The 25,467-nt window shown below is 42.5% G+C and carries 20 protein-coding genes and 2 pseudogenes; 4 read left to right on the plus strand and 18 right to left on the minus strand.

Annotated elements, in window-relative coordinates:
* Positions 1–84 precede the first annotated feature (84 nt).
* The 10 genes and pseudogenes from L7E55_RS05055 to L7E55_RS05100 all read right to left on the minus strand — a co-directional run bounded on the left by L7E55_RS05055 (position 85) and on the right by L7E55_RS05100 (position 14,755).
* Positions 85–2,523, minus strand: a complete 2,439-nt coding sequence (locus tag L7E55_RS05055) for an ATP-dependent Clp protease ATP-binding subunit (RefSeq protein ID WP_277442972.1) — start codon at positions 2,521–2,523, stop codon at positions 85–87.
* A 15-nt stretch (positions 2,524–2,538) separates the two neighbouring features.
* Positions 2,539–3,609 carry a protein arginine kinase gene (locus tag L7E55_RS05060; RefSeq protein ID WP_277442973.1) on the minus strand — a complete coding sequence of 357 codons (1,071 nt, stop codon included), beginning with the start codon at positions 3,607–3,609 and terminating at the stop codon, positions 2,539–2,541.
* Entirely contained in the window at positions 3,609–4,136 is a 528-nt protein-coding gene (locus L7E55_RS05065) for a UvrB/UvrC motif-containing protein (RefSeq protein WP_277442974.1), read from the minus strand. Before L7E55_RS05065 ends, L7E55_RS05060 begins: the two co-directional genes overlap by 1 nt.
* A 44-nt stretch (positions 4,137–4,180) precedes the next feature.
* Positions 4,181–4,642, minus strand: a complete 462-nt coding sequence (locus L7E55_RS05070; protein ID WP_277442975.1) for a CtsR family transcriptional regulator — start codon at positions 4,640–4,642, stop codon at positions 4,181–4,183.
* A 334-nt stretch (positions 4,643–4,976) separates the two neighbouring features.
* Positions 4,977–7,403 carry a DNA gyrase subunit A gene (gyrA, locus tag L7E55_RS05075; protein WP_277442977.1) on the minus strand — a complete coding sequence of 809 codons (2,427 nt, stop codon included), beginning with the start codon at positions 7,401–7,403 and terminating at the stop codon, positions 4,977–4,979.
* A gap of 446 nt (positions 7,404–7,849) precedes the next feature.
* On the minus strand, positions 7,850–8,143 hold the full coding sequence (locus tag L7E55_RS05080) for a hypothetical protein (RefSeq protein ID WP_277442978.1): 294 nt from the start codon (positions 8,141–8,143) through the stop codon (positions 7,850–7,852).
* 869 nt (positions 8,144–9,012) lie between these two features.
* Positions 9,013–10,022, minus strand: a pseudogene (locus L7E55_RS17860) (IS110 family RNA-guided transposase).
* Positions 10,023–10,327: 305 nt separating this feature from the next.
* Entirely contained in the window at positions 10,328–11,653 is a 1,326-nt protein-coding gene (locus tag L7E55_RS05090) for a hypothetical protein (RefSeq protein WP_277442979.1), read from the minus strand.
* Positions 11,640–13,541, minus strand: a complete 1,902-nt coding sequence (locus tag L7E55_RS05095) for an AAA family ATPase (protein ID WP_277442980.1) — start codon at positions 13,539–13,541, stop codon at positions 11,640–11,642. The genes L7E55_RS05090 and L7E55_RS05095 overlap by 14 nt, the downstream gene beginning before the upstream one ends.
* Complete coding sequence (locus tag L7E55_RS05100; RefSeq protein ID WP_277442981.1) at positions 13,541–14,755, minus strand: DNA cytosine methyltransferase; 1,215 nt, start codon at positions 14,753–14,755, stop codon at positions 13,541–13,543. The genes L7E55_RS05095 and L7E55_RS05100 overlap by 1 nt, the downstream gene beginning before the upstream one ends.
* Positions 14,756–15,034: 279 nt before the next feature.
* Between L7E55_RS05100 and L7E55_RS17680 the strand changes: the two are divergent.
* Positions 15,035–15,505: pseudogene (locus L7E55_RS17680) on the plus strand (HhH-GPD family protein); the annotation flags it as partial.
* 38 nt (positions 15,506–15,543) lie between these two features.
* Here the strand turns inward: L7E55_RS17680 and L7E55_RS05105 are convergent.
* From L7E55_RS05105 to dnaA, 8 genes are all read right to left on the minus strand, one after another.
* Positions 15,544–15,834, minus strand: coding sequence for a hypothetical protein (locus L7E55_RS05105; protein WP_277442982.1), 291 nt, complete (start codon positions 15,832–15,834; stop codon positions 15,544–15,546).
* A 381-nt stretch (positions 15,835–16,215) separates the two neighbouring features.
* On the minus strand, positions 16,216–16,848 hold the full coding sequence (locus L7E55_RS05110; protein WP_277442983.1) for a hypothetical protein: 633 nt from the start codon (positions 16,846–16,848) through the stop codon (positions 16,216–16,218).
* Between the two features lie 241 nt (positions 16,849–17,089).
* A complete protein-coding gene (locus L7E55_RS05115) occupies positions 17,090–17,707 on the minus strand; it encodes a helix-turn-helix domain-containing protein (RefSeq protein WP_277442984.1) in 618 nt (205 codons plus the stop codon).
* A gap of 442 nt (positions 17,708–18,149) precedes the next feature.
* A complete protein-coding gene (gyrB, locus tag L7E55_RS05120) occupies positions 18,150–20,060 on the minus strand; it encodes a DNA topoisomerase (ATP-hydrolyzing) subunit B (RefSeq protein ID WP_277442985.1) in 1,911 nt (636 codons plus the stop codon).
* 131 nt (positions 20,061–20,191) lie between these two features.
* The gene (remB, locus tag L7E55_RS05125; protein ID WP_277442986.1) at positions 20,192–20,440 is read right to left on the minus strand and encodes an extracellular matrix regulator RemB; all 249 of its coding nucleotides are present in this window, start codon (positions 20,438–20,440) and stop codon (positions 20,192–20,194) included.
* Positions 20,441–20,457: 17 nt separating this feature from the next.
* A complete protein-coding gene (recF, locus tag L7E55_RS05130) occupies positions 20,458–21,561 on the minus strand; it encodes a DNA replication/repair protein RecF (protein WP_277442987.1) in 1,104 nt (367 codons plus the stop codon).
* Positions 21,562–21,659: 98 nt separating this feature from the next.
* Positions 21,660–22,769, minus strand: a complete 1,110-nt coding sequence (dnaN, locus tag L7E55_RS05135) for a DNA polymerase III subunit beta (RefSeq protein ID WP_277442988.1) — start codon at positions 22,767–22,769, stop codon at positions 21,660–21,662.
* A 208-nt stretch (positions 22,770–22,977) separates the two neighbouring features.
* Complete coding sequence (gene dnaA, locus L7E55_RS05140) at positions 22,978–24,315, minus strand: chromosomal replication initiator protein DnaA (RefSeq protein WP_277443017.1); 1,338 nt, start codon at positions 24,313–24,315, stop codon at positions 22,978–22,980.
* 346 nt (positions 24,316–24,661) lie between these two features.
* Here dnaA and rpmH point away from each other — a divergent pair, with 346 nt between their 5' ends.
* The 3 genes from rpmH to yidD all read left to right on the plus strand — a co-directional run bounded on the left by rpmH (position 24,662) and on the right by yidD (position 25,439).
* Positions 24,662–24,796, plus strand: coding sequence for a 50S ribosomal protein L34 (rpmH, locus tag L7E55_RS05145; RefSeq protein ID WP_277442989.1), 135 nt, complete (start codon positions 24,662–24,664; stop codon positions 24,794–24,796).
* A 95-nt stretch (positions 24,797–24,891) separates the two neighbouring features.
* Positions 24,892–25,230, plus strand: a complete 339-nt coding sequence (gene rnpA / locus L7E55_RS05150; RefSeq protein WP_277442990.1) for a ribonuclease P protein component — start codon at positions 24,892–24,894, stop codon at positions 25,228–25,230.
* Positions 25,231–25,232: 2 nt separating this feature from the next.
* The gene (gene yidD, locus L7E55_RS05155; protein ID WP_277442991.1) at positions 25,233–25,439 is read left to right on the plus strand and encodes a membrane protein insertion efficiency factor YidD; all 207 of its coding nucleotides are present in this window, start codon (positions 25,233–25,235) and stop codon (positions 25,437–25,439) included.
* Positions 25,440–25,467 lie beyond the last annotated feature (28 nt).

Here is a 25,467-nt window from a genome sequence, read left to right on the forward strand (position 1 = left end):
GAGAGCAAATTCACATTAGCTTAACTACGGAAAAAAAACCTGCCGTTCCCCAACGGGCGGCAGGCCTGTATTATAGTGCTATATTTATGCGATTTTAACGGTAATCTCATTATTGTCGCCTTTATCAAGCAACACCCGGTTGCCCCGCTTGAAGGTCCCCTTGAGGATTTCTTCGGAAAGCCGGTCTTCCACCAGGCGCAGGATCGCCCGGCGCAGCGGCCTGGCGCCGTACTCCTCGTCAAAGCCTTCCTTGGCCAGCAAGTCTTTGACAGTCTCGGTCACATCTATCTCAACCTCGTTTTCCTTCATCCTTTCAGCAACTTCCTTAAGCATCAAGTTGACAATTTCCCTGATGTGTTCAGCGCTCAAGGCGTGGAAAACGATAATTTCATCAATCCGGTTGAGAAACTCGGGGCGGAAAGTGCGCCTCAGTTCTTCAGTTACCTTGCTCTTCATATTCTCATAGTTTGCCTCGCGCTGGTCACCGGTACGGAAACCGAGAACCGACTCGCGCTTGATCATCTGAACGCCGACGTTGGACGTCATAATAATCACCGTATTGCGAAAATCCACCTTGCGCCCCTTGGAGTCGGTCAACCGGCCGTCTTCCAGCACCTGCAGCAGAATATTGAAAACATCCGGGTGGGCTTTTTCAATTTCGTCCAGCAGGACTACCGAATATGGCCGCCGCCGCACCGCTTCGGTCAACTGGCCGCCTTCTTCGTAACCCACATAGCCGGGAGGCGCTCCAACCAGGCGGGACACCGCGAATTTTTCCATGTACTCCGACATGTCAATGCGCACCATGGCGTCCTCGTCGCCAAACAAGACCTCCGCCAGCGCCCTGGCCAACTCGGTTTTGCCAACCCCGGTAGGGCCGAGGAAAATAAACGAGCCAATGGGGCGTTTCGGGTCCTTCAGCCCGGCGCGGGCGCGCCGCACCGCCCGTGATACGGCCAGGATGGCTTCATCCTGCCCGATTACCCGCTGGTGCAATATTTCTTCCATTTTCAGAAGCCTTTCCGATTCCCCCTCGGCTAGCTTCTTTACCGGAATACCGGTCCAGTTGGCGGCAATCTGGGCGATGACATCTTCGTCCACTACCAGTTCCGGCCCGCCCTTGCGCTGTTTCCACGACTCCCGGAGCTGGTCGAGCTCATTCCGGATTTTCTTCTCCTGATCCCTTATTTCCGCCGCTTTTTCAAATTCCTGGCCATTGACCGCCGCTTCTTTTTCTTTTTGCAGCACTTCCAATTTCTTTTCCAGTTCTTTTAAATCCGGCGGCGCGGTAAAAGCCTGCAACCTTACTTTTGAACCGGCTTCGTCCACCAGGTCAATGGCTTTGTCAGGTAGAAAGCGGTCGGTAATATAACGGCTCGATATCTTGGCGGCCGCTTCCAGCGCGGTATCAGTAATCCTGACGCGGTGGTGGGCCTCGTATTTATCCCTCAGACCGTGCAGAATTTGAATGGTTTCCTCAACTGTCGGTTCCTCGACGGTAATCGGCTGGAAACGGCGCTCCAGGGCGGCGTCTTTTTCAATATACTTGCGGTACTCATCCAGCGTGGTCGCGCCAATGCACTGCAACTCTCCCCTGGCCAGCGCGGGCTTTAAAATGTTCGCCGCGTCTATGGCCCCTTCGGCAGCGCCCGCTCCAACCATGGTATGCAGTTCATCGATAAACAGGATGACATTGCCGGACTGGCGAATCTCATCAACAATTTTTTTCAACCGCTCTTCAAACTCACCCCGGTACTTGGTCCCTGCCACCAGTGAGCCCATATCAAGGGTTACCACTCGTTTATTTTCCAACACTTCCGGTATGTTTCCGGCGTTTATCCGTTGGGCCAGTCCCTCGGCCACGGCGGTTTTACCCACGCCCGGTTCGCCAATCAGCACCGGGTTGTTTTTCGTGCGCCTGCTTAAGATCTGGATTACCCTTTCTATTTCTTTTTCCCTGCCGACTACCGGGTCGAGTTTGTCTTCCTTGGCCAAAACAGTCAAGTCGCGCCCGTACTGTTCCAATGTGCGCGTTCCGCCGTCCTTCGCGTTGCCGGCCGGCTGTCCCCCTTCAGCGGCGGCGCCTGACTGCCCGCCCAGCATGTTGACTACCATGGCACGGACCTTGTTGCCGTCAGCGCCGTATGCGTTCAGGATATGGGCCGCTACGCCTTCTCCTTCGCGGACCAACCCCAGCAACAAATGCTCTGTGCCAATATAATTGTGCCCCATGCGCCTGGCTTCATCCACCGACAGCTCCAACACCCGTTTTGTGCGTGGGGTAAGCGCCGGTTCACCCGTCGCCGACCCTTTGGCGGCTTCCACTATTTGCGCTACCGCCGACCGTACTTTATCCGCATCAAGGCCAACCGCATCCAGCACTTTAGCCGCCACACCCTCACCTTCGCGGATCAGGCCAAGCAGCAGGTGCTCAGTCCCAACATACGGATAGCCTGAATTTTTCGCTTCTTCCCGGGCAAAATATAACGCTTTTTGCGCCCGCTCGGTAAATCTTCCGAACACGCCAATCACCTCCAATTAACAATCAAATTCTTTAAACTCATTCCTGATTAACTCCGCCCTGAAAACATCCCTCTGGTGGGCGGACATCTCCCGCCCGGCCAACTTGATTAAGAAGGCCGGCCTTATTCTGACCATTAGTTCATTTAACAGTTTAGCCGGTATACCCGACAGAAGATTCATTTCTATGCCCAGCCGCAAATCGGAAAATAAACGCATCGCCTCTTCAGAAGACAGAATATGCGCGTTTTTCAAGATGCCGTAAGCACGATAAACACGGTCCTCGACAAAATCCCGCCTATCTTTATAAAGGGCCGCGCGAGTGGCCTTTTCCTGGGAGATTATTTGCCGGACAACAGCGGTAAGGTTGCTGATGATCTCCTCCTCAGTCTGCCCAAGGGTAATTTGATTGGATATTTGAAACAAATCTCCCAGCGCTTCAGTACCCTCTCCAAAAAGACCCCGTGCTGTTAGGCCGACTTTACTGATAGCGTTCAGCACTCCTTTCAGCTGCTTTACCAGGACCAGGCCAGGCAAGTGCAGCATGACCGAAGCGCGCATTCCGGTCCCTACATTAGTGGGACATGCCGTAAGGTAGCCAAGCTGCTCGGAAAAAGCATAATCCAGCGTTTTTTCCAATCCGTCATCGACCTGATTAATCAAATCCCATGCCTCTTTAAGCTGCAAACCAGAAAGCAGGCACTGAATCCGTAAATGGTCTTCCTCATTAACCATAATGCTGATTACTTCATCATCCCTCAACACAACCGCCTTGCACTCAAAACTGTTTATCAGATCCGGGCTGATCAAATGCTTATCTACTAGTATCTGTCTTTCCACCGGGGACAATTCGCCTAACAGGCTCATCTCAAGGACGCCGGCTTGCCTTGCCAGTTCCTTGTCTTCAACTGCCAGCCGTACCGCGTGAATAACATCTTCGGCCTTAGCATTATTCAACAGATGCGGGAAAGGGATGTCAGCAAGGTTTCTAGCTACTCTAACCCGGCTGCTAATCGCAATGTCCGACTCCGGGCCGGCCCCATCCATCCAGTTGCTGTGGGAATCATTGACTGTCTTTTTCAGCGGCATCAAACCTCCCCCCCCTCATTCATACTCTTTTCCAGTTGATGAATTTGGTCGCGCAGTTGAGCAGCCTGTTCAAAATCCTCGCGGCTAACCGCCTCTTTGAGACGACTCTTCAAGGTGTCTATCTCCTTCACCAAACGGGCGCGTCCCCCGGTGCGCTCAGGCACTTTACCCGTATGCCTGGTGCTGCCGTGGATTCTTCGCAGCAGAGGAAGCACCTTGTCTTCAAAGAAAGGGTAGCAGTCGCCGCAGCCAAGAAGTCCCTGTTTGACAATCTGTTCTTCAGGAACGCCGCATTTTTCGCATCTGTTCCCGGTTGTCTCCGCTTGATCACGTTGCTCCCCGCCCAATTCATGATTTAATAGACTGGCGAGGAAATTGTGCAGGTGTATTTGCGGTACAAAAGCAAATCCCTGCGGCTGGATTTCCCTGGCACACACTTCACAAAGATGAGTTTCACTTTTTTGAGCGTTTATTATTTCTGTCATATGCACCGTCGCCGGACGCTGTCCGCAGCGCTCGCATAACATAATTAGACTCCCCCTTCAAGCTTTCCGAAATATCACCTTAACATTTATTCTCTCAATACCGCTACTACCATCGCTTTTAAGATCATAGCCCTTAATTGGTCACGCGCAGGTAAATTCAGACGCAGTATACTGCCGTCCATCGCTGAGAGCATTAAGCGCGCCTCTCTTTTGGTGATCAACTCCTCCTCCAGCAGTCTCCGGATTAAACCTGCGGCTTCGTTTTGAGATATTGAATCGCCAATCATATTACTGATATCAAGAATGAGATCCACCCGCTGATCCAGGGGCACCTTGACAATCCTGATAAATCCGCCTCCGCCTCTCCTGCTCTCCACGATATACCCCCGCCCCGTTGAAAACCGGGTCGTCAATACATAGTTGATCTGCGAGGGCACACAGTTAAAGCGGTTCGCCAGTTCACTGCGTTGGACCTCAATAAAATCCTGAATGCTTTCCGCCAGCATTTTCTTTAGATACCGCTCGATAAGGTCGGAAATATTGTTCATTATTGTCACCATCCCTGTGCCGCAGATACTTTGACTTTGACTGACCTTGATATTATTATAATATAAAAGTGTCCTGTTTACAATACTCCCAATTACTATTTTGGCCTTTTATAGTCAAGCTAAAACATAAAAGCGAAATCATAAAAACAATTGTATGACCATTGGACATACAACGCATCCCATGTTCCGCCCTTATAATCGGGGACATTCCTCCGACCCTAAATATAAGCCCGTTAGGGAGGTGTGTCCCCTTTCCTCTGACAAATGAAAAGAACCGGTGATATTAATCGCCGGTTTGCATCATGAAACCGTTATGGAAAAGGCTGCTTTAATTTCAATCTTCCATATACACCTTGGCAACCGCCACCACTAAATCCCCCGGGTCAAGGCGCATCAAGGTCACTCCCTGGGTTGAGCGGCCCATGGCGGATATATCACTGACGCTCAGGCGAATAATAATTCCTTCCGCGCTAATCATCATTATTTCTTCTTCACCTTTCACTTCCTGAACCGCAACCACCGGGCCATTCCTGTCGCTTGTTTTGACATTGATGATCCCTTTGCCGCCGCGGGATTGCAGGCGATATTCGGATATTTGCGTGCGTTTGCCGAATCCGTTGGCCGTCACGGTAAGCAAATAGGAGTCCGGACGAACAGTCTCCATCCCTACCACTACGTCATTTTTCCTTAAAGAAATTCCTTTTACTCCACGTGAAACACGACCCGTAAAGCGTACTTCCTGCTCTGAAAAACGAATAGCCAGACCATTCATAGTCGCTAAAATGATTTCCTCTTTGCCGGTGGTTAATTTAACGTCAATTAATTCATCTTGCTCGTCCAATGAAAGGGCGATAATTCCGTCCCGGCGGGAGGTATCGTAATGATTCAACTGAGTTTTTTTAACAACTCCGCGCTTGGTCACCATAAATAAATACTGATCCGGTTTAAACTCACGCACCGGGATAACCGCCGTCACTTTTTCATTGTTTTCGATGTATATCAGGTTCACCAGCGCCGTTCCTTTGGCCTGCCTGCCGGCCTCCGGTATTTCGTGCACTTTAAGCCGGTATACCTTTCCGCGGTTGGTAAAGAACAATAAAAAGTGATGTGTCGTAGTTATGAACAGATGCCTGACAAAATCCTCCTCTTTAGTGCCCATGGCGGTTACGCCGCGGCCGCCCCGGCGCTGGCTGCGGTATGTATCAAGCGGTATTCTTTTAACATAACCCTGGTTGGTAATAGTAATTACAACTTCTTCTTCCGGGATTAAATCTTCTTCTTCAAAAGACACTTCTTCATACGATATGCTGGTACGCCGCGGGTCGGCGTATTTTTTCCTTATGGCGGACAATTCACTCTTGATAATGTCTAAAACTTTTCGCTCATCTGCAAGCACTGAGCGGAGATAATTTATTTTTTCCATAAGTTCTTTGTATTCTTGCTCTAATTTCTCACGTTCCAAACCGGTCAGTTGCCGTAAACGCATTTCAACAATAGCTTCGGCTTGTCTTTCGGAAAGATTAAATCTTTCCATTAAAGATGCTTTAGCGATTTCCGTCGTGCGGGAAGACCTGATAATTTTGATTATCTCATCCAGATGGGACAAGGCGATACGCAGGCCTTCAACAATATGCGCGCGCGCTTCCGCCTTTTTTAACTCAAAGCGGGTGCGCCTTACAATTACGTCTTTCTGGTGCTCAAGATAGTAAAATAAAGCTTGTTTCAGATTTAAATACCGGGGTTTCCCATCTACGAGGGCCAGCATGATAACGCCAAAACTCTCTTGCATCTGGCTGTGTTTATAAAGCTGATTAAGAATTATCTGTGGGTTGGCATCCCTTTTTAGTTCAATAACAATACGCATGCCCCTGCGGTCCGACTCATCCCGCAGGTCGCCAACCCCTTCCAGCTTCTTGTCTTTTACCAGTTCGGCTATTTTTTCAATTAAGCGCGCTTTATTAACCTGATATGGTATTTCATTAACAATAATACTGCTTTTCCCATTGCTGTTTTTTTCAATTACCGCCTGTGCGCGGACTTTAATGCTGCCCCGGCCGGTGCGGTAAGCGTTCCAAATACCTTCCATGCCCATTATTTTTCCCCCGGTGGGAAAATCCGGCCCTTTTATGGCTGTTGTCAGATCTTTTATACTTACATCCGGGTCGTCAATCAGCATGATTACCCCGTCGATTACTTCACCGAGATTATGAGGCGGGATATTGGTCGCCATTCCCACCGCGATGCCGGCGGAACCATTGACCAATAAATTAGGGATCCTGGAAGGCAGAACAGTCGGCTCTTCGGTTTTTTCGTCATAGTTGGGAATGAAGCTGACTGTTTCTTTTTCAATATCGGAGAGCATTTCTGTCGCAATCTTAGACAGCCTCGCTTCCGTATAACGCATTGCCGCCGCCGAGTCCCCGTCGACGGACCCAAAGTTGCCATGTCCGTCCACCATTGGATAACGGGCGGCAAAATCCTGCGCCATACGCACCAAAGCGTCGTATACAGCCAGATCCCCGTGAGGGTGATATTTCCCCAGCACATCCCCGACGATAAACGCTGATTTACGGTACGGCTTTTCAGGCGAAAGACCAAGATTGTGCATCGCGTAAAGAATACGGCGGTGAACCGGTTTCAAACCGTCGCGCACATCAGGAAGCGCTCTTCCGACTACGACGCTCATAGCATAATCCAGGTAGGAATGCTTCATCTCTTCGTTAATATTTACCGGGATCACTTTTCCTGTTAATGACGGCAAAACCTCTCACCTCTACCTATTTTCTTCGACGTAGGAATTATACCAAAATAAACTAACTAATGCAATTTACCGGGGTAATCAGTTCAGATAATATGGTAAACTTTACAGCCGGATCTTTCGTGGTTTTAAAACCAAGGTTAATAACTCATCTTTACCTTTTTAACTGACCCGTTCGCCGTAAAATTTACATTCTCATTTTTCACACAAATGATTATGGATTAATTTAAGTTTTTCTCCTCCTTATATTCAATGTGCCGGATATTTTTCACACAATCAAGACACACCACCTCAAATCATTTTGTAATGTTGTTTTTTTTACCAACGGCCTTTCCACACAAAAGATATAATTTCTGCCATAACTTTTGTATCACTGCCTGCGGCCATTTTCTCGAAATTATAACAATTTTAGTTTCACTCAAATGAATGCACCTCCGCTAATATATTTTTTAGGGCCCTCTAATCAAGCTGGCCAAGCTGCGTTCAAAAATTGAAAGTGTAATAACTGATCCCCACTTAAAATAACCGGCTGTTGAATTAACTTTGATAATAACCTGTTCGTGTAAAAATGTTTTTATTTCATCAAGCACTACCGGCGCAGTCGCATATATGTCTTGTATGATATGATCTGATCTTTCAACCAGCGCGCCGGATAAAAAAGCTATTGACAGCAATAAGGCAGTGAAAAAAATTGTTTTAATTTTATTAAATCCCACTGACTTATATTTTAGAACAGTCCTCATTATTCTTACCCCCTTTGCACTTGTTTGTGATTTATATGCTACCATATTTTAGCAAACCTAATATTTAGCTATATTTGGTCAATAATTACCAATACAATAATTTAGCTCCTTTTTACTTCTGTTTTTATATATACAACTTTGTCGTTGACGCCCCTTGAGCATATAATACGGCTCATGTTCGGCGTTTAATGTCCTAAGCAATAATCTACTATTATCTATAAAATTCAAAACCCCCGCCGTTATTCCAGGCAGGGGCTCACTACAAAGATATTCACTTTTAAAACTATCGGTTTACACAAAAAATGAAACTCAAGCTAAGGAGCCCATAGCTCCTTTTCAAACTAGCGTTTCATTAAAAATGAATTTGTTGGTGTAATAGATAAAATATTATTAATTCTTTTTAATAAAACAATATTACTCAAAAAGCCCTGAACCTTGAATACCTCCAAAACGCTATAAGGCAATATCGGCAAAAGCAACGATTAAGCGACTAAGTATTTATTCTTATCAACGAGTTACATTTGCCGGCCAATCATTGGCTGTAGACAGGACGAGCTAAAAGCTTCAAGCCATTCAAATAGTGGTATATCCGGAGCAAGGCATACCCCAAGAAACTGGACAAGTTGTATCTTCAAGAATAGTTACATATCTTCTGTGTATTGAACTCTATTAATGTCTGAATTAGAGCCGATAGGTGAGGTTGGCTTCTGCTCTAACCACCGCAACAGCAAGTTCAACATCCATTTTTTATTCTATCCTGAAAATTAACTACCGTAACGAATTGTAAAAAACAATAACAAACCAACCCAACTTCATAATAAAAAAATACGAAATCAGGAAACAGAAGGATGAAGGTATAAAACAAAAAACTAAGCTACTGATTCAACGGTGACCTTGTACCCAAGGGATTCCAGTTTCTTAATGGACTGTCTGATGACAGTGTCACGCTTACGTTCTTCATAATAAGTTGGACCAAGCTCAATATAAGGTTGCTTTCGCTTAACAATGTAGTAGGCAATGGTTAGAATACTATGGGCAACTGCAACAGCGGCACGGTTCTTTCCACGTCTTGCAGCAAGACGGTGATACTGACTGGACAAATAGGTATTCTTAGTTCGGCCAGCAGCCCTGGCTGCTTCTACCAGCGCACTTCTCAGTTCCTTGTTACCCTTGCGCGTTCGTCCCGACTTTCGTTTTCCGGCGCTTTCATTGTTTCCTGGAGACAACCCTGCCCACGAACACATATGAGCAGCGGAAGGGAATTGGTCCATATCGGTTCCTATTTCGGCTAAAATTTGCTCAGCCGTGCGCCGACCCACTCCGGGAATGGTATCCAGCAACTCCAGGTCTTCGTCAAAAGGGAGCATTCGCTCCTTAATCTCTTCGTCTAGTTGTTTGATTTCGTCTGCCAGAAAGTCGATGTGACGCAGTTGGGTTTTAAGCATTAGCTTTTGGTGGTGCCCGATTAGACCATTAAGTGCCCGCTGCAATTCTGGCTTCTTATTCTTGAGTCTGCGCTGAGCCAACAAGGAATGTAACTGCCTTGCAAGAGGCCGTGACGGAGCAAACCGGCAATCCATTCAGCATCTTTAACATCGGTTTTGCGCCCAGGGACATTTTTCATATGCTTGGCATTGACCACCAAAGCCTGGATGTCTTCCAGTTCCAACAGGTTGAAAATGGGCTTCCAAAACGAACCGGTGCTTTCCATTGCCACATGAGTACAACCTTTGTCTTTTATCCAGTCCACCATGGAAATGAGGTCATCCGTCATCGTTGAAAATGTGCGAATCTCTTTTCCCTCAGGAATAATAACACAGGCTACAACAGTCTTTTTGTGAACGTCAAGGCCGCAGCAGTGGCTGTATACGACTTCCATCTATTGCTCCTTCTACGGCAATTAAATTGAAGGGCTGGTGCAACAACCATCAATGATTATTCTATCCTGCGTGCTTCCCGGATGGGAGCAACAATCTGTGGTGCACCTGGTCGTTGGGGTCTGTCTATTTAACGGGCTCGTGGCACCAAGAAAACACGACCTCCCTTCGCCAGCCGTAAAGAAAAAGATTCTATGCGGCTCTATTTTCATCCTTCTGCTGGTGCTGCGTTAGCAGCATGTTTGTCTCTTTAGAAAAAATAAATATAATACACTTGTTAGTTGTTAATAAAAAATTATGGTTATAATTACCGTAAAATATTAACTGTTATCTTATTAAGAATCCTCAAGAACCACGTAGAAATATCTCCTGAAATTATTGCGATGTCCTGGTTTAGCCAATCTTCGGCATTGACATATTGCGGGGAAATACCGTAAGGAAACGTAAGCACTATTTTGGGTTTTTGATCGTTCATTTTCCAAATTGATTCAAAATCTTTCAAGTAACCTATAGCCTTGTACAAGCTGTCGCTGCTATAGCTGGATTCGGGTTCGGTGTTTTTAACTTCTACAATTAATCGAATCTCTTTAGAATTCTCGCGAACTTTAATTCGGACAGCAACATCAGGTCTTCTGGACGTACCAGACAAGCCATTGTAAAGATTTAAAAGAGTTTTATATAGGCTTCCAGTCACACCTACATCGAATAGGTTTTCAGGTGAACGGTTGAAACTAACTTCTCCAACCCAATTGTCACCCTCAATTATCGCCACTAGACGTGAACCATCTCTTCGCACGAGACCAAATCTTGATTTTTTAGTAAGAGCGGATCTACTAAAGACAAATTCTTCAACGGAATTAATGACGCTAACCAAAACGAATAACTCGAAAAGATAGTCTGTATTTCTTTTCAATAACGGTGCAAGCCAGCCAACAGCCAACATTTCCTTTATAGCTTTCAGGTCTCTTTGAAGTATGGCCTTCTCGTACTCGACCCATAACTCATGTAGACGAGCATACAATTTACGCCGATTGCGGGAGGTTTGCGCGATCATTCTAGCCGTGGCTTCCGTTGTCGTTGTAATGTTTTTCAAATATGTAGAAGAGAGCATTTCTTCGCATGAAACTAATATCTCGGACAGCAAACGTATGTCTTCGGTCTCTCGCCCGCGATATGACCTCGCCTTATTGAAGACTTCTTCGACGTATAACTTGAGTAACATATTTTCCGGGGTGTTCGGTGTTTTAGAAGGGCAGTCAAGCACGAATACTTGATTGTCACGGCGCCACCTTCGTTCGATAATTGTCCTTTCCCATAAAATTCGCCCCCTAGGCTTCCTGTCACGTAATAGACGTGATTCTCTGGCTCGGGTCAGCGAAGAAAGTTTTCCAGGCGCCTCCTCGACGAGAAACTGTTGTGCTCCTTCAGTTCGCGAGATATGGTATAAAAGGGCTAACCATTCAATGTCGTTAGGAGACAAGGTTAGGGCCTGGAGAAAGTCTAATATTTCGTTTTCGTTTCCGGGCAAGTTCTTCCATAAGGAATCGAGACGAGCAAACAAGTACCGCTTTACTTCAGATTCCCAATGCTCCGGCGTATATACAAAACTCCTACTCATTTTACCTCGTTTCACCCGCGGGAATGGCCCCAGTCCAAGAACTTAAGCTTCGGTCTAGCTTATCTCTATCATTTGGTTGTTCAATATTTAGAGCGTCAGCAAGTTTTTCAAAGAGAAATTTATGTTCTTTCCGCTGTGATTCGAACTGTGGAAATAAGAACATTTCCACAGCTTCTAACGTTAAAAATCTGGCGTCATTAACCTCATTTGCCTCAAAATGTATTCTGGTTTTCAAATAATTTATAACGTCCAGAGGAATTGACGCGCCTACAGGTTTGTTGATGGCGTGTAAGCCTGTAGTTTCGTCCGCGAACACCCGTAGCAGTAACTCTGTAATTTGTACCCACAAGGTGTTATCCTCAGGTTGAGAAGCACCTTCCGCTGCAGACAAGGTTATTGTGCTATTAATAATATCCCTACATTCTTCTGGCGAGGGCGCAGGAACCTCTACGAACGCGAATCGTCTCATGAATGCGTAAGACAATTGGTAAAGGGCCGCCTTGTCGAACGTATTCATGGTTCCCATAATTCTCCAATCATCCTTTTTCTCATAGACCACATATTCCTCTTCTTCGTAATCTTTGTCATTTTCAACTTTGAGAACTATTTTCTTTGTACGCCCAATGGGATCTCCCGCATCGTTATATTCTTGGAAGCTTTGGGGCAAAACCACATCCTTACCCGCGAGGAAGGTAAACAGCTCTCCGAATGCTTTGTCAACATCAGACCGGTTAATTTCGTCTATGATGAGCCACTCGTTGTCACTTAATGCACGCGTGACTAAGCCGGGAGAAAAAGTTAATCTTTCAGGTCGTTTCAGGTCCGGCATGTACCCACCTATGACTTCGTGCGTAGTCCAGTCGGAAGTTGCGGTATAAAGCTTATAAGAGTTTCCTTTACACCTCTCAGCAATGCGTTTAGCCAAAGTCGTTTTTCCCGTTCCGGGGGGTCCGATTAATATGAGGTGACTTCCACTTTGCAACGCCGCCAATATACGACGAATGACCTCTACGTTAAATGGCGGATTTCCAACTACGTCATCTGGGTTCGGCCATTCTACGTCAGTATCATTAGTTTCTTCTTGGACATCTTCTATTTCAACATTGTTCATAAGAGATCCGAGGTCAACTAGCATCTCATTTTCGGCATTGTCCGCAATAGACCTGAAATCTACAACTGGCATTTCGTTAGTTAACAGGCCTTCCTCCCTCCAGTCATGCTGGCTTGCGGTCGAATTCTCTATTAAATATTCACTTAATTCTTCAGTCAAAAACTCGCCGAGAGCCAAAAGAAGACCCGTTGAAAAGTTGGAAGAAACATGTGGGCTTAAATCACGGAATCTTAATAAGTACACAATTAACGGAAAAAAATCATTTCCACATTCACGAATTTCCATAAATTTTAAAAGGTTAGATTTCCAATTCGGATGCTTCCCTGCACTCCACTTATCAGGACCAACACCCAAAATCATAATTGGAGCCGGGCGGCTACTAGGATATGGTATCGGGCTGGCCGCGACAGAAGCTTTTTTTAAAGGTTGTGTCAAGAAATTGCTACTAAAAGCCTTACTTAAAAAGCTCCTAGCATTTTCCCCATCGACATGTGTGACGCCAAATTCCCTCACTACTAAATCTTTGTCTTCTTGTCTAAGAGATGGCATGAACAGATCTACGTATTTGGCGGTCATAATTTTTCGTGGTGTAATTCGCCCATCTCTCGAACGTTTCGGGTGTAGGTCTACTACCGAATTTCCAACTATTTTCTGAGTTATGTCCAAAGAAAAAAAAGCACCGAAAGCCGTTGTCCGTTCAAGATTCGTCTTTCCATATCTTTGCTCTTCTCTAAGATTTAAAGACTTAAAGTTATTTAATATGGTTTCGCTGGAAAAATATAAAAGAGTCATTAAGCTTCACCTACAACTTCGAAATTTAGTTCCAGATTCTCATAACGGATTAACTCTTTAACGTTTCTTTTTTCTGGCGGGTAGTCAAATAATATCTCGGGGTCTCCAGGCCTAATTGGCTTCTTATTTAAATTCAATTTTGAATATTGTATAAGAGGCGCTCCAATCATTTCTTGGCGACCCTCTAAAATATGTAAAAACATATCGGCAAACGCTTTAGCTAGCCTTGGCGCAACAGCATTGCCTATCATCTCGTAGATTGCTTTCACACTGCTACCTCGGAATACAAATGTATCCGGAAAAGACTGTATTCTTGCAATCTCACGTGCCGATAGCACACGGTCTTCGATGGGATGCCAGACGCCGGCGTTTTCCGGCTTAAATGCTGCAGTAACTGTTCCAGCCACTTCGTTTCGCGCAAACCTTCTGTAAAAATTTGGCCAACGATATTTTCTCATGTTGTCCCTAATCCTTTTTAGCCGATCCGGCAACAAGTCGTATGGAATGTCCTTCCAAGATCCACCTTCTGGAACTAGGCTTCCAAGATACACCGCTTGGGGGTTTAGTTTTAAAAGATCATTTTGGTTTGGGGTTTCAGGTGAAACATTAAGGCAAGACCCCAGGGTCAAATCCGCTCCGATTACAGGCGAGGGGAAACGGAAATCTCGTTCTTTGAAGTTTTTCGCTACAGCTACAATGATTATTCTTAGTCTGTTTTGCGGAACTCCGTAGCTTGCCGCGTTAACCAGTTTAAAATGCACCTCATAACCGCTGTCAGTTAAACTGGAGCAGATATCCTCGATAAGTCTAACGCCGTTTTGATTTCGTATGGTTAACAATCCACGCACGTTTTCAAACATCACTATCTTTGGTCGCAATACGTCAACGTACCGGAGGCATACTTCGAAGAGCCGCCCCCTAGAGTCGTTAACACCTAATCTCTTCCCAGCGTTCGAAAACGGCTGGCACGGGAATCCAGCTGTCAGCACGTCCAGGCCATCTATTTCTGGTATGTTAAACGTAAAAATGTCACCTTCGTTGATCTTTCCGATGTTTTGGCGATAAGTTAAGCAAGCATCCGGATTAATGTCGTTAGCCCATACGATGTCGAAGCCAGCTTGGACAAATCCGAGGTCAAGACCTCCACAACCACTGAACATACTAAGAACCGTTGGTTTCTTTTTTAATATCCGATTTGTTAAACACCGAACCATTTTTTTTAGTTCTCCTCTCACAAAATGAAATATATGTGCTACTATTTTGATTAGGTACTGTTAGGTGGTGAGTAAGATAAGATGCTAGATTTACCAAAAAAACGCGCGTTTCAGGTCAGACTTCGAAAATGGTGGCAAAAAAGCAAACGAGATTTCCCGTGGAGAAAAACGCTAAACTCTTATGAGGTCATTTTGTCGGAACTACTTCTGCAAAAGACTGCAGCTTACAAAGCAGTCCACGCATATCGCGTCATGATAGAAAAATAACCCACAGCACAGGCTTTAGCAGATGCTCAAACAGACGATATAGAAAAAATAATATATCCCTTGGGTTTGGTAAAAAGAGCTAAACTTATTAAAGAATTCGCTAGAGTTTTAGTTGCAGAATATGGCGGTAAACCGCCGACTGACAAGAAGGCCATCCTAAATTTACCTGGAGTTGGCCCGTACACAGCCTCCGCCGTTCTATGTTTCGCGTACGGCAAGAGAGAAGCGATTTTAGACACTAATGTAGAAAGAATTTTGTCCAGATTCTTCGGAATATCTCATGGCCTTACAGGTACACGCAGATATTCCGTGCTTTGGGAAGCTTCGCGAAAACTTTTGCCAAAAAAGAATTTTCGCGAGTTTAACTGGGCTCTTTTAGACTTTGCCGCCCTCGTTTGTACTTTTAGTAAACCGAAATGCCTTCGTTGCCCGATGAAAAACCTTTGCGCATTCATTGAAATCAATAAAAGTCAGATTTCATAAAACGTGGAACAGTTTCTCCTCTTGATTTTATCAGCGGCTTAACGTATACTAGAAAGCTCTTGCTTAAGAGAAAGGATTCTGCCCAACAAAGATTTTTTTGGTTCATCTTCATCACCGAGAACTAGTTTTGAAAGATGGAAATAATCTTTTTTAGACATAGCTGAAATGTGAGCATTTTTATTTCTAAAGCTGCTGACTTTTATAATATTTTTGGGCAATTCACACATAAGGAATTCAACCATTTCGGGCGTTAGCCCGACAGCGTCAAAGTCATCGTTTACGCCATTGTGATCGCCAAACAGTAATATATGTGCGATTTCGCCCAACATGACGCCTCCTAACTGTGGCGATCCCGACTTTTCTCGCCTATTTAAGTTAACTTTGCGTCCCTTTGCATTCGTGAATATGTTAACTTCCTCCGAGTGATGTCTTAAAGTGACCCACGGATCGTCGTTAACTATGTTTCGACTTCTTCGCAGGTGACAAATTATTGACGCGTTTAATTCTCTCTCTATAGCTTTCCAAACGCCACTTCCCGGAAGCGAATAGTCAAACTCCTTGATTAAATTTTTCGAAGCAAAGATCTCGACATTCTTCGACGACACCAAAAATTTTTTTGTTTCTTCGTCCATCACATTTCCTAAGTCTTCTACTATGCTAGGCAAGATAATACCGTTATCAGGAAGTCTTTGAGTAGATTCGAATAGTGACTAGTTTTCATTGAGCAATTTCTCTTCAAATTCTTCTATAGCCCTTTCAAATTGCAGGTCTCCTAAATTTTCTAGGGCTTTAGACAATAATTCTTCTCTCCAACGTTGAGTTTTTTCCGTTCCGCCGAAGAAAATTTTAATACTGTCATCGACAGCTTTCTGGTTTTCTTTCTTAACATACACGTCATGAAAAAAATTTATTTCAGTGATTGAGCGACTTAAACATATAACCTGAGCACGTGGCGTCAATCCCTTATTACGGCTAGAAAAAGTGTAGTTATTATAACCGGATAAAGGAGTCCACGGCTGGGTAATCTTACCCCTAATATTTTTTAAATCATAATTTAGTTCGCTATCCAAGAGTTGACTGTTTGAGTTTTTAATACAGTTTAACGGAACGACGAGTACTTCATTTGGTTGGTCAGTTAAAAACAAACAAAGCCAAATATCTTCATTCTCTCTCAGATGAGTTGGTACAATGCTCGCAATACTCTCTTCTCCTTCGATTCCTTTAATATCAGAAAGCGCACTTTTTAATTGAAAAAATTTTAACAGGAGATTAGCAATTTCACTTTTTTGCTTCTTGTAAAGTAGCACTCCTGCTATTGGCCATTTGTCTATTACGTTTGTCACACTTAAAAACACCTCTTTGGGTTGCCGTTAGGATGACGCCTAAAGCTTCTAAACTTTTTCCGGCATAAAGTCTTTTATATAATTATAGAACATATGTTCGTTTATGGGAAGGGGTTTTTATTATTAATTTTAGTTTTTATTTAATTACCGGTAAAAAGTAGAGCATTCCTTAGATCTATCCTACCGCAAGTAAAAAAATCCTCTCTGACTACTATTTATCTCATATCAATTAACGAGGCCTCTATAGGTCTAACGCCAAATGTACTATCTTACCCAGAAGGCGAACCCGTTCAATATTTAAAAACTCCTCTTCTCCGTTAAAAATAAAACACAAATGAAGTTCACCGTTTAATTCTGTCACTTCACCGACCCAAATCCAGTCGTCACAGAGCAAAAAAGCCGCTAAATCACCCTTACACACTTTACTCGTCTTATACACAAGAAGTCGAGTACCGCGTTTTATCCATCTGCAGCCCTCTACATTTGCTACCCATATGTATTGACCCTTGGACAAATTAGCTCCTGCAGCAACGACCGCTCCAAGTGATTCTAAAGTATAACTAACATCATCAGAATTAATTCTATTTTGATACATTGGTATGTAAACAAATTCCCGTGGCCTGCCATAGACTCGACCCCATTTTATCAAATCGTCAATTTCAATTAATGACTCGAGCAAATCCTCAATATTTATACCCAAAGACTCTGCGAGGGTACGAATTTTTTTTGCCCTAGGAACTCTGCTATCGTTTTCATATCGACTTATTTCATATTTTGATACCCCTATTTTTATTCCGAGCTCCGTTTGAGTGAGCTTTTTTTCTTCGCGGGCTTTTCTAATTATTGTTCCTAACGTCATTTAATTACCGCCCAAGTTGACAATTAGTCAAATAACTAATTGTCAACTTTAATTATATAAAAAATCTTTGGTGATCTTAAATTTTTGTAATCATTAAGTCAACAATACATCTACAGAAATCTAATATTCTTCTATTAAATTTTAACATTACTACCACAACAAATCAATACTGTCAAGTATTAATAAGGTGGAATAATACTTATACATGTTGTTTTTATTTAAATTTCAATATCTTAAAAAATAAAGCTTAATTTTTTATATAATTTTTGAATAAAAATCCCGCTTAAGTGGATTAAAAGATAACAAAGATATTATATCGATAATTCTTAATTTTTTCAGGTCTTTCTTAAAATTTTCATTCAACCTTATTTTAATTAAATAAAACCCCTGCGTACATGCAGGGGTCTCACTTCTAAGAGATATTCACTTTTGGAACAACACCTTATATATCCAAGTTTCTTACATCCAAAGCGTTTTCCAGGATAAAGTCACGCCGCGGCTCCACACGGTCGCCCATCAGCATTGAGAAAACGGCGTCCGCCTCTATCGCGTCCGTCATGTCTACCTGCAACACTGTCCGTGTATCCGGGTCCATGGTAGTGTCCCATAATTGCCCGGCATCCATTTCGCCAAGACCTTTATATCTTTGAATATTCACTCCGTCCCGGCCGATTTGTTCCAACAACTTTTCCAATTCAGCGTCATTATAAACGTAAACGTCTTTTTTACCTTTTTTAACTCTGTACAGTGGAGGCTGGGCGATAAAAACGTAACCGGCTTCAATCAACGGCCTCATGTAGCGGTAAAAGAAAGTGAGCAATAGCGTTCTGATATGCGCCCCGTCAACATCCGCGTCAGACATCAGAATCAATTTGTGGTACCTGGCCTTGCTGATATCAAAATCTTCCCCTACACCGGTACCGAGAGCGGTAATCATCGCCCTGATTTCTTCGTTGGCCAGGATTTTGTCCAGACGCGCTTTCTCCACATTTAAAATTTTACCCCTTAAAGGGAGGATCGCCTGGAAGCGCCTGTCCCGCCCTTGCTTAGCCGAACCGCCCGCGGAGTCCCCCTCGACAAGATATAATTCTGAAATAGACGGGTCCTTATCAGAACAGTCGGCTAGCTTACCCGGCAGGGTGGAGCTTTCCAGAGCGGTTTTTCGCCTGGTCAATTCTCTCGCTTTCCGGGCCGCTTCCCTGGCTCTTGAAGAGTTAATCGCTTTTTCCAGAATCCGCTTGCTGATCTGAGGGTTTTCCTCAAGAAAAGCGCTTAATCCTTCGGCAACTACTTGATCTACAGTACTTCTTACTTCGCTGTTACCCAATTTGGTTTTAGTTTGTCCCTCAAACTGCGGCTCCGGCACCTTTACACTGATTACCGCCGTGAGACCTTCCCTGATATCCTCCCCCGACAGGTTGCTGTTACCGTTTTTTAGGACATTATATTTACGGCCATAGTCATTAACCACCCTGGTCAACGAAGCTTTAAATCCCGCTTCATGTGTTCCGCCGTCGATGGTGTTGATATTGTTAGCATAAGAAAGAATATTTTCCGTATATGAATCTGTATATTGCAAAGATATTTCTACGAGTATATCATCTTTCTGTATTTGAAAATAAATTGGCTGAGTATGCAACGGGGTTTTATTTTTATTTAGATACTTGACAAAATCAATGATACCGCCGTCATGCTGGAAAATTACTTCTTGTTCGGTACGTTTATCTGTCAGTATTATCTTAATTCCCTTGTTTAAGAAAGAGAGTTCTCTTAAACGCTGGCAAAGGGTATCGTAACTATATTCAAGCTCTTCAAAAATATCGGGGTCAGGTTTAAAAGTAACTTTTGTTCCATCGACTTCACTTTGCCCGATTATTTCCAATTCTGTTACAGGTACGCCACGTTCATACTTCTGCCAGTAAATATTTCCTTCTCTTCTTACTTCAACTTCCAGCCACTCGGAAAGGGCGTTCACCACGGAAACCCCTACGCCGTGCAACCCACCTGATACTTTGTAGCCTCCCCCGCCAAATTTACCGCCGGCATGCAGCATTGTCAACGCTACCTCAACCGCGGGACGGCCAACTTTCGGTTGTATGCCAACCGGTATCCCCCGGCCATTATCAATAACAGTTACCGAGTTGTCATCGTTGATAATGACTTCTATCCGGTCGCAATAACCTGCCATCGCCTCGTCAATACTGTTATCCACAACCTCGTATACCAGATGGTGAAGACCTCTGGCACTGGTGCTCCCAATATACATGCCGGGCCGGCGCCGTACGGCCTCAAGTCCCTCCAGGACTTGAATTTCTTCAGCTCCATACCCGTTGTTATTGTCATGTCCATTCAATGCCAGAACAACTCCTTTATTAGACTAAAACCAAATAATATTATAACACGCGGGCGCTTAACCCTCAAGTTGCATCCAAAAAGGACATATTTTGGGCGTATTTGAACCAATAGATTCATTCCTACAAATGATCACTCATCAATAATACTGTCTGACCTTTTCTTCAACGTTGTACATGAGATAGGTGAAAAATAAATTTTATCCGTGGTAATTATGTAGGATTTTTCTTTGTTATTTCCAGATACATGTTCTATGAAGCCTTCATCTTGAGCAATTTCAAGAAATTCTTTGGTGATTGCTGACGACTTCGTATTTATTTCCAAGATAGCAATAATATCTTTCTTTGGCACTACCACGTCAGCTCCAATATGTAAGAACATAATAAAGCCTCCTTTATTTAATTAATTATTTTTCCCTCACGAACAATAAAAAGCTTTTTATTAAGATTATGTCCCGTACCTATATCTTTAACTATATTAGACGTAATGAAAGTCTGTACGTTATCCTTAATTTTACAAAATAAAGCATTTTGTCTGGCATGATCCAGTTCAAACAACACATCATCAAGCAGCAAAATTGGATATTCGCCAATTTCATTATTCCACATTTGAATTTGCGCTAATTTTAAAACCAACACTATCGTGCGTTGCTGTCCCTGAGATCCGTATACCTTAGCTTCTTTCTTGTTAATTAAAAAAACAAGATCATCCCGGTGCGGCCCGATTAATGACTGCCCACGCGCGATCTCCTCGTTTTTCACAGCTGACAGCTCAACATTAAAATGATTAATAATTTCTTGCTCGCTTGTTATGTTATCGATCCTTAAAGAAGAGAGGTACCGTATACCAATCTCTTCCACTCCCCCTGTTAACTCCCGGTAAATATTTTTTATAACAGGGTTTACTTTTTTTAATAAGGCTATTCTTAGAAAAATTATTTTCGATCCGTATTGGCAAAATTGTTCGTTCCAGGTTTGCAGTGATTCACTATCGCATTTCTTGTCCCTGATCTCACGCAGCAAATTATTACGTTGGGTCAGAACCCGCTGGTAACGGATCAGGTAATGTCCATACTGGTGATTTAAAGGGCCAATTTCCAAATCTAAAAAACGTCGTCTTTCCTGCGGCGATCCTTTGACAATAACCAGGTCGTCCGGCGTAAACAATACTACGCCCGGCCATCCAAGAGGATAACCGCGGGCTAACGCGCCATTAACCTTTATTTTTTTCTGTCCGGGTGTCAGCAATATTTTTAAATCCAATTCACGCCCGGCGGATTCAAATAAACAGCTTATTAATGAAAAATCACACTGCCAGTTAATTATCTCGCTTTCTTTTATTGTACGAAATGACTTGCCCGTACAAGCCAAATAAATCGATTCCAAAATATTTGTTTTTCCTTGCGCGTTGTCTCCGTTTAAAACATTTAGAGAAAAGCCGGGTTCTATATTCCCGTGGAGGTAATTACGAAAATTTGTCAACTCCAATCGCTGAAGGCGCAAGAGTTTAACACTCCTCAGTTCACAGTTATTCAATAGATATAAGTCACCATTATCAGGTTATTTCAATATTACGGAATGCTTACCTTAGGGTCATTCTGTCATTCCTCTTTTATACGCACGGGCAGGAGTAAAGAAAAATATCCTTCATCACCAACCGGCCTAAATATTCCCGGACTGAGCGGACCGGCAAATTCAATGTCAATTTCTTCATTCCCGATCGCTTTTAATAATTCACTTAAATAATAGGCGTTGAAAGCAACTTGCATTGGTTCACCTTCATAATAAGCTGGAATTTCTTCATAAACCCGCCCGGCTACTGCATTAGCTGAAATAACCAAAATATTATCTTGTATATCAAGTTTGATCGCAGATGAGCCCTCTGTTGCCAGTAAAGCGGCTCTTTCCGTTGCTTCTGACAATTCCCTTGTTTTTAAACGAACCTTCGCCACCAACTCTTTTGGAATTACTTGGCGATAGTGAGGGAATTTTCCGTTAATTAAACGTGAAATAAAAGATAAGTTTTCACTGGAGAAAAGAACTTGATTTTCTGTGATCTTAACTTGAACTGACTGCTCCGGTCTACCGATAATTCTACTTAACTCATTTAAAGTTTTACCTGGAACAATTACAGTTATATCAGAGCTATTGTAGTTATCCAGATCGACCTTACGCCAAGCTAGGCGATGTGTATCAGTAGCCACCATCTGCATTTGTCCGTTTTTTACTTCAAGCATGACACCTGTGAATACCGGCCTGTTTTCATCTGTGCCAACAGCAAAAATAATTTGTCTTATAGCATCCCTGAAAATATTTTCCTTAATATCAAAATTATTATCACACGAAGGTAATGACACGTCAGGAAATTCCTCTACCGGAAAGCCGTTGATATTAGTTTCTGACTCGCCGTATTTAATGGTCATGCTTCCCGTTGCAGGATCTGAATTAAAAAGAATTGGGATATCTGGCAATCGCCTGATTAGCTCAGAGATGTATTTAGCTGGTAAGACCGCCGAACCTTGTTCAAAAACACTAGCTTTAACAGAACATTTGATTCCCACTTCCAAGTCTGTGGCTGTCGTAATAAGCAGATCATCTTGTGTCTCAAATTTGATTCCTGAAAGGATTGGCAAGGGGCTTTTTAATGACACGGCGCGTTGAGCTGTCTGGACAGCGAATAAAAGGTCTTCCTTGCTGCTGATTAAACGCATTTTTCCACTCCTGATTAATATTAATAATATAAAATTAACATTATTTATTTTTAAATAATAGTAGTAGGAGTTGTTATTATGTGGATATGTAGGTTCCATGAAGGCGCTTCTAGAAAAAAAGCTGTTTAAAAAAAAAGATAACTTTGAGAGAAAATTTATTACCGAAAAAATTTATCCACAGTATACAATAAAATAACAGATTTATTTATCAACTGTTTTTTATTTGTTTAATTAATTCAGTGATAATGTTCTGTAAAGTGTAATCCTCTTGTAACTTATTGCTTATTTTATTACATGCGTGCAGTACGGTAGTATGATCGCGGCCTCCAAAAAATTCGCCTATTTTAGGCAAGGACAAGTCGGTTAGTTCTTTAGTCAGATACATGGCTATTTGGCGGGGATAAGATATAGCGCTGGTTCTTCGCTTAGCCTTAAAATCTTCCTGGCGAAGACTATAATATTTGGAAACAACTTGTTGAATTAATTCCACTGTTATTTCAGTGGGTTTTTCGGGAGGCAGTATATCTTTGAGCACTTTTGCCGCCAGTTCCGGGCTTATTTCTTCGTTATATAAAGAAGCGTAAGCGACTACTCTGATTAACGCTCCCTCAAGGACACGAATATTGGATTGAATCTTGTCCGCTATATAAGAAATAGTGTCGTCTGGTACATGCAGGTTTTCTAATTGACCTTTTTTTCTTAAAATGGCAATACGGGTCTCCAGATCGGGGGCTTGAATATCAGTTATTAAACCCCATTCGAAGCGGGAGCGGAGACGATCTTCCAGGGTTGGTATTTCTTTCGGCGGGCGGTCACTAGATATGATAATTTGTCTGTTGTCTTCATAGAGAGAGTTGAATGTGTGGAAAAATTCTTCTTGCGTGCTTTCTTTTCCAGCTAAAAATTGTATATCGTCAACAAGCAGGATATCCATACTGCGGTATTTATTTCTAAAATCGTTTGTGTTATAATCTCTAATGGAATTAATTAATTCATTTGTAAATTTTTCGGATGTTACATAAGAAACTTTCATTCTATTATGATTTTCTAGAATAAACCAGCCGATAGCCTGCATTAAATGAGTTTTGCCAAGTCCGGCGCCACCATATATGAATAAAGGGTTATAGGCTTTTGAAGGCGATTCAGCCACTGCGAGACAAGCGGCATGAGCAAAACGGTTGCCGTTGCCAATGACAAAATTTTTAAAACTATACTTTGGGTTAAAATGTGTTGAAGATAATTCATCAATATTTTTATCGTTTTGTTTTTTATTGGAGGAATTTATGTCGAAAATTTCACTGGATATAAGAAACTTCACATCAATATCTTTATTTAAGATACTTTGAAAAACTTCTTTAATCAAAGGAGCATACCGGTCTTTGAGCCAATCGCGTGTAAAATAACTGGGGGCTTCAATAATAATTGTATTTTCATGGCATCCAAGCGGTTTAAGTGATTTAAGCAAAGTCTCAAAGGAATACTTGTTTATTTTTTTTTGCAGTATTTTTAGTGATTGATCCCAAAGATCTTGGACTTCACTTTTAATCATAATTAACTCCTGGTTACCTCCATAAAGAAAAATTATATATTAAAATTAAAGAAAGAAAATTAAACCCCAAAAATTCTCTCCCTGTTTTGAAGAGACCTTTTGAAGGTTTAAATAAGATACTTTTAAATGTAATATATACTTGATAAATAATTATTGTATTTTTCAATGACTTATTTATCATACCAAAATTTACTTTATTTAGTCAATATATATTTTTTCTAGGCTTTTCTCTCTTTATAGTAATTCTTGACGTTGAAAGGTCATTACTATATAATTGGTAGTGTGTGCCTAATTATAACGGCATTTTGCTTTTTTATCCAATTAAAAAAGGGGGTGTAATAGCATGAAACGTACTTACCAGCCGAAGTCGCGCAAGCACAAAAAGCTACATGGATTTATTAAGAGAATGGCTACCCGATCTGGAAGAAATGTTTTGAAAAGAAGGAGATTTAAAGGGAGAAAGAGATTATCTGCGTAAGGCCGCTGCATATCAAAGTGGCCTTTCTAGCTATCATAGTATTTAAGAGTATAGTTGGTGTTTATAATTGGATATATTAGATAGCAGGAGAATTAATGGCTGTTTTTAATAAAATACAAAAAAATAAGGATTATAAGAAAGTATATAATTATGGAAAATCAGTGGCTGACCGTTATCTAGTTTTATTTTTTTTGGTTAATAATTTGGAAACCAGCCGGTTTGGCTTTACAGTGAGTAAAAAAATTGGAAATGCGATTAAGAGAAACAGGGTAAGACGATTGTTCAAGGAAGCCTGCCGTTTAAATTTAAATAGATTTCCAATTGGCTTTGATTATGTTTTACTGGCGCGTAATGCTATAGTGGGACAAAAGTATCAACAGGTTGAAGAAAGTTTGTTGAAACTGTTGAGAAATATTAATTCTTGCAGAGGGTAAGCATGAGGAAATTGTTAATTCTGTTGATTCGTTTTTATCAAGTGGTTATATCGCCTCTAAAAATGCCTACCTGCCGTTTTTACCCGACTTGCTCACATTATGCTTTGCAAGCTGTGCAAAAGTATGGAATAATTAAAGGCTCCTTTATGGCAGTTAAAAGAATTATGAAATGTCATCCTTTTCATCCTGGTGGATATGATCCGGTATAAGTTGGGCTTGGTTGTATAAAATCATGCT

The sequence above is a fragment of the Pelotomaculum isophthalicicum JI genome (assembly GCF_029478095.1).
Classification (GTDB): domain Bacteria; phylum Bacillota; class Desulfotomaculia; order Desulfotomaculales; family Pelotomaculaceae; genus Pelotomaculum_D; species Pelotomaculum_D isophthalicicum.